The sequence below is a fragment of the Streptomyces sp. TP-A0874 genome, assembly GCF_001748085.1.
Classification (GTDB): domain Bacteria; phylum Actinomycetota; class Actinomycetes; order Streptomycetales; family Streptomycetaceae; genus Streptomyces.
In genome coordinates, this window is the sequence record NZ_BBZK01000007.1 from 219,592 (window position 1) to 233,520 (window position 13,929).

The 13,929-nt window shown below is 72.1% G+C and carries 13 protein-coding genes; 7 read left to right on the forward strand and 6 right to left on the reverse strand.

Going from position 1 to position 13,929, the window contains the following annotated elements:
* Positions 1-88: 88 nt before the first annotated feature.
* The gene (locus BGP73_RS13330; protein ID WP_069814546.1) at positions 89-1,267 is read right to left on the reverse strand and encodes a class I SAM-dependent methyltransferase; all 1,179 of its coding nucleotides are present in this window, start codon (positions 1,265-1,267) and stop codon (positions 89-91) included.
* Positions 1,268-1,355: 88 nt separating this feature from the next.
* Between BGP73_RS13330 and BGP73_RS13335 the strand changes: the two genes are divergently transcribed.
* From BGP73_RS13335 to groL, 3 genes are all read left to right on the forward strand, one after another.
* Positions 1,356-2,294: a polysaccharide deacetylase family protein gene (locus tag BGP73_RS13335; RefSeq protein WP_069814547.1), complete on the forward strand. Its 939-nt coding sequence runs from the start codon at positions 1,356-1,358 to the stop codon at positions 2,292-2,294.
* Positions 2,295-2,481: 187 nt separating this feature from the next.
* Entirely contained in the window at positions 2,482-2,793 is a 312-nt protein-coding gene (gene groES, locus BGP73_RS13340; RefSeq protein ID WP_069814548.1) for a co-chaperone GroES, read from the forward strand.
* Between the two features lie 95 nt (positions 2,794-2,888).
* The gene (gene groL, locus BGP73_RS13345; RefSeq protein WP_069814549.1) at positions 2,889-4,508 is read left to right on the forward strand and encodes a chaperonin GroEL; all 1,620 of its coding nucleotides are present in this window, start codon (positions 2,889-2,891) and stop codon (positions 4,506-4,508) included.
* Between the two features lie 94 nt (positions 4,509-4,602).
* On the opposite strand, the gene BGP73_RS13350 is transcribed toward groL, so the two are convergent.
* From BGP73_RS13350 to BGP73_RS13360, 3 genes are all read right to left on the reverse strand, one after another.
* Entirely contained in the window at positions 4,603-5,376 is a 774-nt protein-coding gene (locus BGP73_RS13350) for an SDR family NAD(P)-dependent oxidoreductase (RefSeq protein ID WP_069814550.1), read from the reverse strand.
* On the reverse strand, positions 5,373-6,110 hold the full coding sequence (locus tag BGP73_RS13355) for an MOSC domain-containing protein (protein WP_069814551.1): 738 nt from the start codon (positions 6,108-6,110) through the stop codon (positions 5,373-5,375). Before BGP73_RS13355 ends, BGP73_RS13350 begins: the two co-directional genes overlap by 4 nt.
* 102 nt (positions 6,111-6,212) lie before the next feature.
* On the reverse strand, positions 6,213-6,518 hold the full coding sequence (locus tag BGP73_RS13360; protein WP_069814552.1) for a WhiB family transcriptional regulator: 306 nt from the start codon (positions 6,516-6,518) through the stop codon (positions 6,213-6,215).
* Positions 6,519-6,907: 389 nt separating this feature from the next.
* Between BGP73_RS13360 and BGP73_RS13365 the strand changes: the two genes are divergently transcribed.
* The 4 genes from BGP73_RS13365 (at position 6,908) to BGP73_RS13380 (ending at position 11,546) form a co-directional block, all read left to right on the forward strand.
* Positions 6,908-7,519 carry a response regulator transcription factor gene (locus BGP73_RS13365; protein WP_003948568.1) on the forward strand — a complete coding sequence of 204 codons (612 nt, stop codon included), beginning with the start codon at positions 6,908-6,910 and terminating at the stop codon, positions 7,517-7,519.
* Positions 7,520-7,890: 371 nt separating this feature from the next.
* Entirely contained in the window at positions 7,891-8,493 is a 603-nt protein-coding gene (locus BGP73_RS13370; RefSeq protein ID WP_069814553.1) for a sigma-70 family RNA polymerase sigma factor, read from the forward strand.
* Between the two features lie 127 nt (positions 8,494-8,620).
* Positions 8,621-10,123 carry an IMP dehydrogenase gene (gene guaB, locus BGP73_RS13375; RefSeq protein WP_069814554.1) on the forward strand — a complete coding sequence of 501 codons (1,503 nt, stop codon included), beginning with the start codon at positions 8,621-8,623 and terminating at the stop codon, positions 10,121-10,123.
* Between the two features lie 301 nt (positions 10,124-10,424).
* Positions 10,425-11,546 carry a GuaB3 family IMP dehydrogenase-related protein gene (locus BGP73_RS13380; protein ID WP_069814555.1) on the forward strand — a complete coding sequence of 374 codons (1,122 nt, stop codon included), beginning with the start codon at positions 10,425-10,427 and terminating at the stop codon, positions 11,544-11,546.
* Between the two features lie 100 nt (positions 11,547-11,646).
* On the opposite strand, the gene BGP73_RS13385 is transcribed toward BGP73_RS13380, so the two are convergent.
* A complete protein-coding gene (locus BGP73_RS13385; protein WP_069814556.1) occupies positions 11,647-12,294 on the reverse strand; it encodes a hypothetical protein in 648 nt (215 codons plus the stop codon).
* A gap of 180 nt (positions 12,295-12,474) precedes the next feature.
* Positions 12,475-13,719, reverse strand: a complete 1,245-nt coding sequence (locus BGP73_RS13390; protein ID WP_069814557.1) for a nucleotide sugar dehydrogenase — start codon at positions 13,717-13,719, stop codon at positions 12,475-12,477.
* Positions 13,720-13,929 lie beyond the last annotated feature (210 nt).

Genomic DNA, 13,929 nt, shown 5'->3' on the forward strand with positions numbered 1-13,929 from the left:
CGGACGATGGCTGACGGCGAGGACGGCCGCCCCGCCGAGCGGGACGAAGCGGTCCGGGCGGTGGCCGTCGTGGGTGGGGAAGGGGCGGTCAGCGACGCTCGGCGGGTTGCGCAAGCAGGACGGTGGGGGAGCCGGCCACCCGGGTCAGGAAGACGACGCAGGAGTCGCTTCCGTGTAGCCGCAACCGCTTGCGGAGCTCCTCCGGCTCGACCGCGGAACCGCGCTTCTTGATGGTGACGACACCGACCCCGCGTTCCCGGAGGAGGGACCGGAGCTTCTTGAGGTTGAACGGCAGTGTGTCGGTGACCTCGTAGGCAGTGGCATAGGGCACCTGGTGGAGCACGTCCGCGGTGACATAGGCGATGGTGGGGTCGATCAGCCGCCCGCCGATGCGCTCTGCCACGTCGGCGACGAGGTGCGCGCGGACCACGGCGCCGTCCGGTTCGTAGAGCCAGCGCCCCACCGGTCCGACGGGCGGCGCGGGCAGCCCGGTGCCCAGCAGGGACGCGCCGGTGGGCAGTACGGTCGCCCGCCGCACCCGGGGAGCGGTGCCGAACCACAGCACCGCCTCCTTCACGTCGCCGCCGTCGGAGACCCACTCGGCCTCGGCGTCCTCGGGCACCGCCTCGTGCGGGATGCCCGGGGCGACCTTGAGCGCCCCGTGCGGTGCCCTGCGGGCCGTCTCCACCGCCCAGGACAGCGGCGGGGAGTAGGCCTCCGGGTCGAAGACCCGGCCCCGCCCGTTGCGCCGGGCCGGGTCGGCGAAGACCGCGTCGAACTCCGCGACGTCGACCTCGGTGACGTCCGCGCAGCGCACTTCCACCCGCCGGGACAGGCCGAGCGCGGCCATGTTGGCGCGGGCGACCGCGCAGGTCAGCGGGGAGCGGTCGACCGCCAGCACCTGCACCCCGGCGCGGGCCAGCGCGATCGCGTCGGCGCCGATGCCGCAGCACAGGTCGGCCGCCCGGTGCACACCGATCTCCTCGAAGCGCCTGGCCCGGTGCTCGGCCACCGCGGCCCGGGTGGACTGCTCCACGCCCTGCGGGGTGAAGAACATCCGCTGCGCGTCCGCCGCGCCGAACTTCGCCACCGCCCGCTGGCGCAGCCGTGCCTGGCCCAGCGCCGCCGACACCAGCTCGGCCGGGTGGTGCCGCCGGAGGCGGGTCGCGACCGCCAGTTCCCGACCGGGGTCGTGGTCGCGCAGCTCTTCGAGGAGTGCCTGGCCCTCGGGGGTGAGCAGGGCGGAGAAGGAGTCGACATCGTCCACCGGCCCATTGTGGGCCAAGCGGTGGACCGCTGGCGGAGGTCGGGGTGTCGGCGCGGTCGGCCACCGGGGCACTGAGAATATCCGCCTTATGCGGATTGTCCGAAAAGCATATGAACGGCCATGGTGGGGAGGGGTGGCGCTGGGGGCGGCGGCGCTGCTGCTGATCTCCCTGGTCAGCGCGGGGTGCGCGGCTGGGGAGTCGTCCGCCTCCCTGGAGAACGCGGCCCCCGGTCGGCTCTCCGACCCGGCGCGCGACCTGGCCGCGGGCACCGAACGGCTGCGCAGGTCCGAGGCCGCGCGGCTCGCCGTCGCCCGGAAGTGGGGCCTGGACCGGCCTCCGCTGCTGCCGCCGGACCCGCCCGCGGTCAAGCCCACCCCCAGCACCCCGACGTACCTCCAGCGGAGCGGGTCGGACGAGGGCGGCGCCGTCCCCGCCGGGCTGCCGGTGGTCGTCAACCAGGTGCCCACCACCGATCGGGTGGTCTTCCTGACCATCGACGACGGCGACCACAAGGACCCGGAGCTGCTGCAGATGCTCTCCGAGCTCCAGGTGCCGGTCAGTGCCTTCCTCACCCACTCCGAGGCGCGCTCCGACTACGGCTACTTCCGGCAGTTGCGCCGCCTGGGCATGGGGGTGAACAACCACACCCTCAACCACCGGCAGCTCTCCGCCCTCCCCTACGCGGAGCAGCGCCGGGAGATCTGCGGCCAGCAGGAGAACCTGGAGCGGGAGATCGGCGTGCGCCCCGAGCTCTTCCGTCCGCCCTACGGCGACTACAACCTCGACACCCTGCGCGCCGCCGCCAGTTGCGGCGTGAAGGTGCTGCCGCTGTGGACCGAGGAGGCCTTCCCGGACCGGATGGAGTACGCGGAGGCCGGCGGGCGGCTGCTGCCCGGGGACATCATCCTCACCCACTTCCGGGGGCCGGCCGACTGGCGGGGCACCATGCCCGACGTGGTCCGGCGGGTGCTGCGCACCGCCACCGAGCAGGGTTTCGCGGTGGCCCGGATCGAGGACTACCTCTGACGACGCGCGAGGCGTTGGCACTCTAGTTGACTGAGTGCTAATCCACGTCATAGTCTCTGGCTGGCACTCCTCAAGTGGGAGTGCCAACTACAGCGACGGGCAGGTCCGGCACCCGCGACGACGGATCCACCTGGTCGCCACCTCAGACAGTTAACCCCGTGAGATCTCCGAAGGGGGAGGTCGGATCGTGACGACCGCCAGCTCCACCAAGGTTGCCATCAAGCCGCTCGAGGACCGCATCGTGGTCCAGCCGCTCGACGCCGAGCAGACCACCGCCTCTGGCCTGGTCATTCCGGACACTGCCAAGGAGAAGCCCCAGGAGGGCGCCGTCCTGGCCGTCGGTCCTGGCCGCTTCGAGGACGGCAATCGTCTCCCGCTCGACGTGTCGGTCGGCGACGTCGTTCTGTACAGCAAGTACGGCGGCACCGAGGTGAAGTACAACGGCGAGGAGTACCTCGTCCTCTCGGCTCGCGACGTGCTCGCGATCATCGAGAAGTAATTCACCCAAGAATCTTTCTGCTACGCCCCGGCCACCCCGTGTCTGAACAACCGGGCGACCGGGGCGTAGTTCGTTGAGAGGACATCCACGCAACCATGGCGAAGATCCTGAAGTTCGACGAGGACGCCCGTCGCGCCCTCGAGCGCGGCGTCAACAAGCTCGCCGACACGGTGAAGGTGACGATCGGCCCGAAGGGCCGCAACGTCGTCATCGACAAGAAGTTCGGCGCGCCGACCATCACCAACGACGGTGTCACCATCGCCCGCGAGGTCGAGGTCGAGGACCCGTACGAGAACCTCGGCGCCCAGCTGGTGAAGGAGGTGGCCACCAAGACCAACGACATCGCCGGTGACGGCACCACCACCGCCACCGTGCTGGCCCAGGCGCTCGTCCGGGAGGGGCTGCGCAACGTCGCCGCCGGCGCCTCCCCCGCCGCGCTGAAGAAGGGCATCGACGCCGCGGTCAAGGCCGTCTCCGAGGACCTCCTCGCCGGCGCCCGCCCGATCGACTCCAAGGCCGACATCGCCGCCGTGGCCGGGCTGTCCGCCCAGGACAAGCAGGTCGGCGAGCTCATCGCGGAGGCCATGGACAAGGTCGGCAAGGACGGTGTGATCACCGTCGAGGAGTCCAACACCTTCGGTCTGGAGCTCGACTTCACCGAGGGCATGGCCTTCGACAAGGGCTACCTCTCGCCGTACATGGTGACCGACCAGGAGCGTATGGAGGCCGTCCTCGACGACCCGTACATCCTGATCCACCAGGGCAAGATCTCCTCCATCCAGGACCTCCTCCCGCTGCTGGAGAAGATCATCCAGGCCGGTGGCTCCAAGCCGCTGCTGGTGGTGGCCGAGGACGTCGAGGGCGAGGCGCTCTCCACGCTCGTGGTCAACAAGATCCGCGGCACCTTCAACGCCGTGGCCGTCAAGGCCCCCGGCTTCGGCGACCGCCGCAAGGCGATGCTCGGCGACATGGCCACCCTCACCGGTGCCACCGTCATCGCCGAGGAGGTCGGCCTCAAGCTCGACCAGGCCGGACTCGAGGTGCTCGGCTCCGCCCGCCGGGTGACCGTCACCAAGGACGACACCACGATCGTCGACGGCGGCGGCACGAACGAGGACGTGCAGGGCCGGATCGCCCAGATCAAGGCCGAGATCGAGACCACCGACTCCGACTGGGACCGCGAGAAGCTCCAGGAGCGTCTGGCGAAGCTGGCCGGCGGCGTCTGCGTGATCCGGGTGGGCGCGGCGACCGAGGTCGAGCTCAAGGAGCGCAAGCACCGTCTGGAGGACGCCATCTCCGCGACCCGCGCCGCGGTCGAGGAGGGCATCGTCTCCGGTGGCGGCTCCGCCCTGGTGCACGCCGCCAAGGTGCTCGACGGCTCGCTGGGCAAGGAGGGCGACGAGGCCACCGGTGTCGCCGTGGTCCGCCGCGCCGCGGTGGAGCCGCTGCGCTGGATCGCCGAGAACGCCGGCCTCGAGGGCTACGTCATCACGGCGAAGGTCGCCGAGCTGGAGAAGGGCAACGGCTTCAACGCCGCCACCGGCGAGTACACCGACCTGATCAAGGGCGGCGTCATCGACCCGGTCAAGGTCACCCGCTCCGCGCTGGAGAACGCCGCCTCCATCGCCTCGCTGATGCTGACGACCGAGACCGTCGTCGTCGAGAAGCCGGCCGATGAGGAGCCCGAGGCCGCCGGCCACGGGCACGCGCACTGACCGAACGCGCACAGCGACGGCCGGGTCCGGCCCCCGCGGGGGCCGGACCCGGCCGTCGTGGTGTGCGCGCGCGCCGCCGACCGCCGGCGGCGGGTCAGCGCGGCCCGTACTTGCGGCCCGCCGAGGAGGACACCCGGGAGACCGCCTGCCGCGGTGCGAGCCGGAGCAGACCGGTGATCGCCTTGTAGCGGGGGTCGGGGACGCTCACCGTCCGTCCCCGGGCCAGGTCCCGGAGCGCCGCCGCCACCAGCCGGTCGGCGTCCAGCCACATCCACCCCGGGATGCGGTCGGCGTCCATCCCGGCGCGCTGGTGGAACTCCGTCCGGACGAACCCGGGGCACAGCGCCATCAGTCGGACGCCGGTCCCGGCCAGGTCCCGCGCCACCCCCTGGGTGAACTGCACCACCCACGCCTTGCTCGCCCCGTAGGTGCCGCGGGGCACGAAGGCGGCCACCGAGGCGACGTTGACCACCGCGCCCCGCCGCCGTTCCCGCATCGCCTCGGCGGCGGCGCTGGTCAGGCGGAGCACCGCCTCGCAGTGCACCTTGAGCATCGTCAGCTCCTCGGCCATCGGCACCTCGAGGTACCGGCCGCGGATGCCGAAGCCCGCGTTGTTGACGAGCAGGTCCACCGGGTTCCGCCGGTCCGCCAGCCGGGTTTCGACGGCGGTGATCCCGCTCTCCTGCGACAGATCGGCGACGAGCACCTCCGCCTCGACGCCGTGGCGGTCGTGGAGGTCCACCGCCAGCTCCCGCAGTCGTGCGGCGCCGCGGGCGACGAGCACCAAGTCGTGGCCGTCGGCGGCCAGCCGGCGGGCGAAGGCGGCGCCGATGCCCGCGGTCGCCCCAGTGATCAAAGCAGTCGTCATGGCTGCACGCTACCGACCGCCGGGGCTTCCGGTCGCCGGCGGCCGACAGCCGACGCCCGCCTGCGGGCAATCTCCCGCTCCTGGGCCGGCAGGGCGTCACCCGCGGCCAGGATCCTCGGCAGCGACTCCGGTTCGAGGGTCAGCGCCCGGAAGCAGAGGGAGACCGACACCCCGTGGTCGGGGCGGTGTACGACCTCGACGGTGTCACCGGCCCGGATCGTGCCCGGCTGGACGACCCGCAGGTACGCCCCGGGCCTGGCCGCCCGGGTGAACCGCCGGACCCAGCCCCGCTCGCCGAGCCAGCCGGCGAACGTCCGGCAGGGGATGCGGGCGGTGCTCACCTCGAGCAGCAGCTCCGGGCCGACCCGCCAGCGCTCACCGATGAGCGCGCCGTTGACGTCGAGCCCGCGGGTGGTGAGGTTCTCGCCGAAGACCCCGCCCGGCAGCGGCCGACCCAGTTCCACCTCCCAGTGGTCGAGATCCTCCCGGGCGTAGGCGTAGACCGCCTGGTCGTCCCCGCCGTGGTGGCGCAGGTCCCCCACCGTGTCGCCGGCCAGGCCGCTGCCGCCGACGCCCCGGGCGCCGGGTGCGGAGACCGCGACCGGGGCGTCGACCGGGCGTTTGTCGATGCCGGTCACCCGGGCGCTGGTGTAGGCCTCGGCGCGGGGGCGGCCGAGGTTCACGGAGAGGAGCTTCCCGGTGTAGCCGCCGGAAGGAGCTGGACTGCGGGTCATGGCGGCATGCTAGTGCTGCGTCAGGCAAGGCCCTGCCCGTCAAGGAGCGGCGTCCGGTGCGCGCTGACAGCCGCGGCGCCCCTTCCGCGCCGGGGCCGCCGCTCAGCCCCCGGGGGCGCTGATCAGGCGGTTCCGCGCCCTGCCCATCAACTCCTCGCGCTCGTCCTCGGTCAGGCCGCCCCACACCCCGTAGGGCTCCCGCACCGCCAGGGCGTGGGCGGCGCACTCCGCTCGGACCGGGCAGCGCATGCAGACCTCCTTGGCTGATGCCTCGCGAGCGGTCCGGGCCGCTCCGCGCTCACCCTCCGGGTGGAAGAAGAGCGAGCTGTCGACACCGCGGCAGGCGGCCAGCAACTGCCAGTCCCACAGATCGGCGTTGGGCCCGGGAAGACGGGAGAAATCTGCCATTGCTCATCTCCTCGGAAGTGATCCGGTACGGACTCAGTGCCCACGACCGAACGTCTCATGTATAAGCAGATGAAAATATGATCCATCAGTAAATCTAGTATCAGACACCAGCAAAATGTAACGAAAGCGACCGGATGGGGCGTATGCGGCGCGAAGGTGGCGTACCGTGCTCCAGGAGTCCGTGCTGCCTTCCTTCTCCGTGGTGCGGAAAGTGCGGACTCTTCCCACGTCCCGGACCCGTAACTCTTTCGGGTGACCGTCGTTGAGAGGGCGGAGGCGGTTGACAAAACCAGCACTCGGACGGGCGTCCGAGGCGGCCAACCGCTCAGGTGACGATCAGAACCAGCCTGGAGGCTCAAGGTGACGCGCATCAGCTGCGGAGGACAGTCATGACATCCGTCCTCGTCTGCGACGATTCCCCGCTTGCTCGAGAGGCGCTCCGCCGCGCGGTCGCGACCGTGCCCGGCGTCGAGCGCGTGACGACCGCCGCCAACGGTGAGGAAGTGCTCCGACGCTGGGGCGCCGACCGCTCGGACCTGATTCTGATGGACGTACGGATGCCCGGCCTCGGCGGCGTCGAGACCGTACGTCGGCTGCTCTCCGCCGACCCGGGCGCGCGGATCATCATGCTGACGGTCGCGGAGGATCTCGACGGGGTGGCGCTCGCCGTCGCCGCCGGCGCCCGCGGCTACCTCCACAAGGACGCCTCCCGCGCCGAACTGCGGGCGACCGTCACCCAGGCCCTGGCCGACCCCACCTGGCGGCTGGCCCCGCGCCGGCTGAGGTCCGCCGAGATGGGCGCCGCGCCGACGCTCACGGCGCGGGAGATCCAGGTGCTGGAAGGGATGAGCCACGGACGGTCGAACGCCGAGATCGGGCGGGAGCTCTTCCTTTCGGAGGACACCGTGAAGACCCATGCCCGCCGGCTGTTCAAGAAGCTCGGCGCCTCCGACCGCGCGCACGCCGTGGCGCTCGGCTTCCGCTGGGGCCTGGTTCGTTAGAGCGGTGACCGGCACGGCTCACCGGCTCGCGACGGGCGGGCGAGGGCTGACGGGGCCGTTCCCTCCGGAGGAGTGACCGGGGGACGGCCCTCGCCGTCGCCGGCCGGGCGGTCGGGCCCGCCGCCGCGCCGCCGGGGGGCGACGAGCCGGTCTCCACCGTGGTCCGGGGGCTCCCGGAGCGCCCGGACGAGTGCCACATACTCGTTTCGCGCGGCCTGCCGCATGCTTGGGGGTATGGAGTTCCTCGGGGACGGCTCGGTCAGGGGAGGGCGCACGACATGACAGCCGCTGGCGCACCTGCTCATAACGGATCGGTGCACAACCGCCAACGCGGTGCCGCGGATCGTTCCGGGCCAAGGCACCATGGACCGATGCGCGACGACGAGACCACGGGGTCGGCCCTGGCCGACGGCCCGGCGGAGATCGGTGCTCTGGTCCACCGCGCGGTCGAGGGCGACGAGCAGGCCACTCACGACCTGCTGGCCCTGGTTCACCCCCTGGCGCTGCGCTACTGCCGCACCCGGTTGTCCCGGCTGCCCGGCGACGCGCGTCACTTCGTCGACGACCTGGCCCAGGAGGTCTGCCTGGCGGTGCTCTGCGCGCTGCCCCGCTACCGCGACACCGGCAGACCCTTCGAGGCGTTCGTCGTCGCCATCGCCGCCCACAAGGTGGCCGACCTGCAGCGCGCCGCGATGCGCCGCCCGGGCAGCACGGCCTGGCCTTCCGACGAGATGCCGGAGCAACCGGACAGTTCGCTGGGGCCGGAGGAGCGGGCGCTGCTGAGCAGCGACGCCGAGTGGGCCAAGAAGCTGCTGGCGAACCTGCCGCCCAACCAGCGTGAGCTGGTGCTGCTCCGAGTGGCCGTCGGGCTGACGGCCGAGGAGACCGGACACCTGCTCGGCATGTCGCCCGGTGCGGTCAGGGTGGCCCAGCACCGGGCGCTGAGCCGGCTGCGGGCGCTCGCCGAACAGTGAGCCGGCCGGGGGCCGGGAGGTTCGGGGCGCCCCGGGTGACGCTTCCCTCTCCGGAGCCGGGATCGAAGGCTCCCAGAGCCCGTTAGCATGGGAGTCCGCGCTGGGCAAGAGCACTGGGGAAGGTGTCATGACTGACAACGTCGACGGAACGCCCGAGAAGTTCGCGATGCTCGGGTTGACATACGACGACGTGCTGCTGCTGCCCGGTGCGTCCGAGGTGCTGCCGAACGCCGTCGACACCGCCTCCCGGGTATCGCGGAACGTATCCGTCCGTATCCCGCTGCTCTCCGCCGCGATGGACAAGGTCACCGAGGCCCGGATGGCCATCGCCATGGCCCGGCAGGGCGGCGTGGGCGTACTGCACCGCAACCTCTCCATCGAGGACCAGGCCAACCAGGTCGACCTGGTCAAGCGCTCCGAGTCGGGCATGGTGACCGATCCGATCACCGTCCGCCCGGACGCGACGCTGGCCGAGGCCGACGAGCTCTGTGCGAGGTTCCGGATCAGCGGGGTGCCGGTGACCGACGACGCCGGCAAGCTGCTGGGCATCGTCACCAACCGCGACATGGCCTTCGAGATGGACCGCGGCCGGCAGGTGCGCGAGATCATGACGCCGATGCCGCTGGTCACCGGTGAGGTCGGGATCTCCGGCGAGGACGCGGTGGAACTGCTCCGCCGGCACAAGATCGAGAAGCTGCCGCTGGTCGACGGCTCCGGAGTGCTCCGCGGCCTGATCACGGTCAAGGACTTCGTGAAGGCCGAGAAGTACCCGAACGCCGCGAAGGACGCCGAGGGGCGGCTGCTCGTCGGTGCCGCGGTGGGCGTCGGCGACGAGGCCTACGAGCGGGCGCAGGCGCTGGTGGAGGCCGGGGCCGACTTCCTGGTGGTGGACAGCGCGCACGGCCACAGCCGCGGCATCGTCGACATGATCGCCAAGGTGAAGTCCAACATCGCGGTGGACGTGGTCGGCGGCAACGTGGCGACCAGGGACGGTGCCCAGGCGCTCATCGACGCGGGCGCCGACGGCGTCAAGGTGGGCGTGGGGCCGGGCTCCATCTGCACCACCCGGGTGGTGGCCGGCATCGGTGTACCGCAGGTCACCGCGATCTACCAGGCCTCGCTCGCCTGCGGCCCGGCCGGGGTGCCGCTGATCGGTGACGGCGGGCTCCAGTACTCCGGGGACATCGCGAAGGCGATCGCCGCCGGGGCGGACACCGTCATGCTCGGCAGCCTGCTGGCCGGCTGCGAGGAGTCCCCCGGCGAGATGGTCTTCGTCGGCGGCAAGCAGTTCAAGTCCTACCGGGGCATGGGCTCGCTCGGGGCGATGCAGTCCCGCGGCCAGGGCCGTTCGTACTCCAAGGACCGCTACTTCCAGGACAACGTGCTCTCCGAGGACAAGCTGGTGCCCGAGGGCATCGAGGGCCAGGTGCCGTACCGCGGACCGCTCGGGCCGGTGGCCCACCAGCTGGTCGGCGGGCTACGTGCCTCCATGGGCTACGTGGGCTCGGCCGACATCGCCGAACTGAAGGAGAAGGGCCGCTTCGTCCGGATCACCGGGGCCGGGCTGAAGGAGAGCCACCCGCACGACATCCAGATGACCAGCGAGGCCCCCAACTACGTACGGCGCTGACCGGCGGGGCCGCGCTGGACGGGCCGCGCGGCGGGTCGGGGATACTGAGGGCTGCCCCGTGGTCCCCGGCGGGCGCACGACGACGGATACGGCGACTCCCCGCGTGGTCGGACGGGCGGACACCTCCAGTGTCCGGACATCCGACCACGGCCCGGACGAGCTTGGGCAGGGTGCCCCGGTCATCTGACGCCGTGCACTGATCCACCAGGGATCACGGGCAGCCCCTTAGGGTCGCGTCCAGCAGGGTTCGCCTCGCCGGACGCGGGCACTAGCGCCGCTGAAGTAGAGGGAAAGGCCAATCGTGACTGAGATCGAGATCGGGCGCGGCAAGCGCGGCCGCAGTGCGTACGCGTTCGACGACATCGCCGTTGTTCCGAGCCGCCGCACCCGGGACCCGAAGGAGGTCTCGATCGCCTGGCAGATCGACGCCTACCGCTTCGAGCTGCCCTTCCTCGCCGCACCCATGGACTCGGTCGTCTCGCCGAGCACCGCGATCCGGATCGGTGAGCTCGGCGGCCTGGGGGTGCTCAACCTCGAGGGGCTGTGGACCCGGCACGAGGACCCCGAGCCGCTGCTGGCCGAGATCGCGGAGCTCGACGACGAGACCGCGACCCGCCGGATGCAGGAGATCTACGCCAGCCCGATCAAGGAGGAGCTGATCGGGCAGCGCATCAAGGAGGTGCGCGACTCCGGGGTGGTCACCGCCGCGGCGCTCTCCCCGCAGCGCACCGCGCAGTTCTCCAAGGCGGTGGTGGACGCCGGGGTCGACATCTTCGTGATCCGCGGGACGACCGTCTCGGCCGAGCACGTCTCGGGCGCCGCCGAGCCGCTCAACCTCAAGCAGTTCATCTACGAGCTGGACGTCCCGGTCATCGTCGGCGGCTGCGCCACGTACACCGCCGCGCTCCATCTGATGCGGACCGGCGCGGCCGGGGTGCTCGTCGGATTCGGCGGCGGGGCGGCGCACACCACCAGGAACGTCCTGGGGATCGAGGTGCCGATGGCCACCGCGGTCGCCGACGTGGCCGCCGCCCGGCGGGACTACCTCGACGAGTCCGGCGGGCGGTACGTCCACGTCATCGCCGACGGCGGGGTGGGCTGGAGCGGGGACCTGCCGAAGGCGGTGGCCTGCGGAGCGGACGCGGTGATGATGGGCTCGCCGTTGGCGCGCGCCAGCGACGCCCCCGGGAACGGCCACCACTGGGGCATGGAGGCGGTGCACGACGAGGTGCCGCGCGGCAAGCGGATGCACCTGGGGACCGCCGGGACGCTGGAGGAGATCCTGCTCGGCCCCTCCCACACCCCGGACGGCTCGATGAACTTCTTCGGCGCGCTGCGCCGGGCGATGGCCACCACGGGCTACTCCGACCTGAAGGAGTTCCAGCGGGTCGAGGTGACGGCGGCGCTGTCGCGGCACGGCTGAGCGGGGCCGCCCGCCGCGGCGGTGGCTCCCTTGCGACACGGGGGCGGCCCGGGACCGCATGGTCCGGGCCGCCCCCGTGCTCCGCTCCGGCAGCGCCGTCTCAGTCGCTGACCTTCTTGCAGGTAGCGAAGGCCGCGGCGGCACCGAGCAGGTAGAAGAGGTAGTCGACGAACTCCAACCCCTCCTTCAGCCCCTCGTTGATGTCACCGAAGTGGTCGGTGAGCACCGTGAAGAAGCCGGGGGCGCCGGGGATGTCGCTGAAGACCATGGCGACGCCGAAGACCTGGCCGAGGTATACACCGACCAGACCGAGCAGCGCGCCGACGAACGGCAGCGCCGGGTTCCGGCCGCCCAGCTTGCCGAGCGCCAGACCGATCAGCGCGCCCAGACCGAGGGCGATGTAGCCGATCTGCCGCTCCACCGTGCTGAGGATGAAGCCGTAGATCCCGGCGGCCACCAGCATGGCGACCACCCCGGCGAGGACGGCGAGCGCGGCGTTGCCCTGCCGCGGCGCAGGCGGCGGCGGGAAGCCACCGGGCTGGCCGTAGGGCTGCGGCTGCCCGTGGGGCGGCTGCTGGAACCCGGGCTGGGCCGGGGGCTGCTGGCCGTAGGGCGCCGCTCCGGCCTGCGGCGGCTGGCCGGGCTGGGACGGCTGCTGCTGGGCGTACGGCGCCTGACCGGGCTGCGGTGGCGGCTGCTGGCCGTAAGGGCTCTGGTTGGGCTGCTGCGGTGGCTGTTGCCAGCTCATGGTTCCCCCGAGAAACGAAGGTCGATGTTCGAATAGTGCCGGTGAGGCTAGCAGCCCGCGATGACGCTCCGGCAGGCTCGAGGGCGATCAGGACAGGACTGGGACACGGCCGGCGCGCTCGGCCTCGGGGCTGACCGGTGCCGTCGGGGAGCCGAACCCGCCGTCGTCGGAGAGCCGGATTCAGAGGCGGTGTGCCGTGCCGGCCGGTGTGGCCCCCTGGGTGTCGAGGAGCAACTCCGTTTTGGCTGTGAGGACTTGGAGGTCGTAGCCGCGGTGGTGTCGGAGCAGGAGGGTCAGGTCCGCGGCGGCGGCCGCCTCGACGAGCGGCTCCGCCCGCGGAACCGGCCGACCCCCCACCCGCCAGTGGGGCACATAGGGGTCGTGGTAACTGAGTTGTGACCCCAGCGACATCAGCCGCTCGGCGATCTGCCGGGCTAGCGCGCCCTGTTCGTCGCCGGCGTCCGGTCGGCGGGCGACCCCGAGCAGCACGATCCGGGCGCCGCGGAGGGCCTTGCCGCGTTCGTTGAGGAGGTCGGCGCAGCGGTCCACGACGTAGCCCGGCATCCCGTGGTTGATCCGCCGGGCCAGCTCCACCAGGCGCGGCGGACGGCCGGGGCCGCGGTGGGTGAGCGGGGCGGTCTGCGCTCCGTGGCCGCCGACGCCGGGGCGGAGGGCGCGGAAGCCGAACGGCCCGGTCTCCGCGCAGCGGAGCACCTCCCAAAGGTCGACCCCGGTGTCGTGGCAGAAGAGCGCCATCTCGTTGGCGAGCGCGGTGTTCACCTGCCGGTAGTGGCTCTCCAGGAGGTGGACGGTCTCGGCCTCGCGCGGCCCGCGGGCGCGCACGACACGGTGGGTGATCCGCCGGTAGAAGGCCGCGGCGGACTCGGTGCAGCCGGCGGTGAGACCGCCGACGACCCGTGGTGCACCGGTGTCGCCGGGGGGCTGCTCGTCCGGGCCGATCCGGTTCGGTGCGCAGGCGAGGTGGAAGTCCCGTCCGGCGCGGAGCCCGGACCCCTGCTCCAGCAGGGGGCGGAGGAACTCCTCGGTGGTGCCCGGGTAGGCGGAGGACTCCAGGAGCACCGTGGAGCGGGGGCGCAGCCGGGGGGCGAGGGTCCGGGCCGCTGCCTCCACCGGGCCCCGGTCGGGATCGGGGTGTTGGGGAGCGGGGGTGGCCACGCAGATGGCGATGGTGCGGGCCCGGCGCAGCGTGTCGGGGTCGCTGGTGGCCCGGAAACCGCCGGCGAGCATCCGGCGGAGTTCGGCGGGGGTGAGGGGGCCGTCGGCGGGTGGCCGGCCGGCGCTCAGTGCGGCGACGGTCCGGGCGTCGGTGTCGAAGCCGAGGGTGGCGATGCCGGCGGCGGTGGCGGCCCGACCGAGCGGGAGGCCGAGTCGGCCGAGTCCGATGACGGCGAGGTCTACGGGCATGGCTGGGCCGCCTTCCACGACGAACCTTCGTGTCACCGAGGGCTCTGCCGTGGTCGCCGACGGAGCCGTCCGTCGGCGACCACGGCAGAGCCTTTAAGTAGGGTAAGCGCATATAAGACTGATATGCAGTATTAGGGGAACTCAGGTCACCGGTGTTGGGGGCGCGGGTGTGGCCGCTCTGTACTGGAGGTGGTTGAGGGGCGGGGGAGG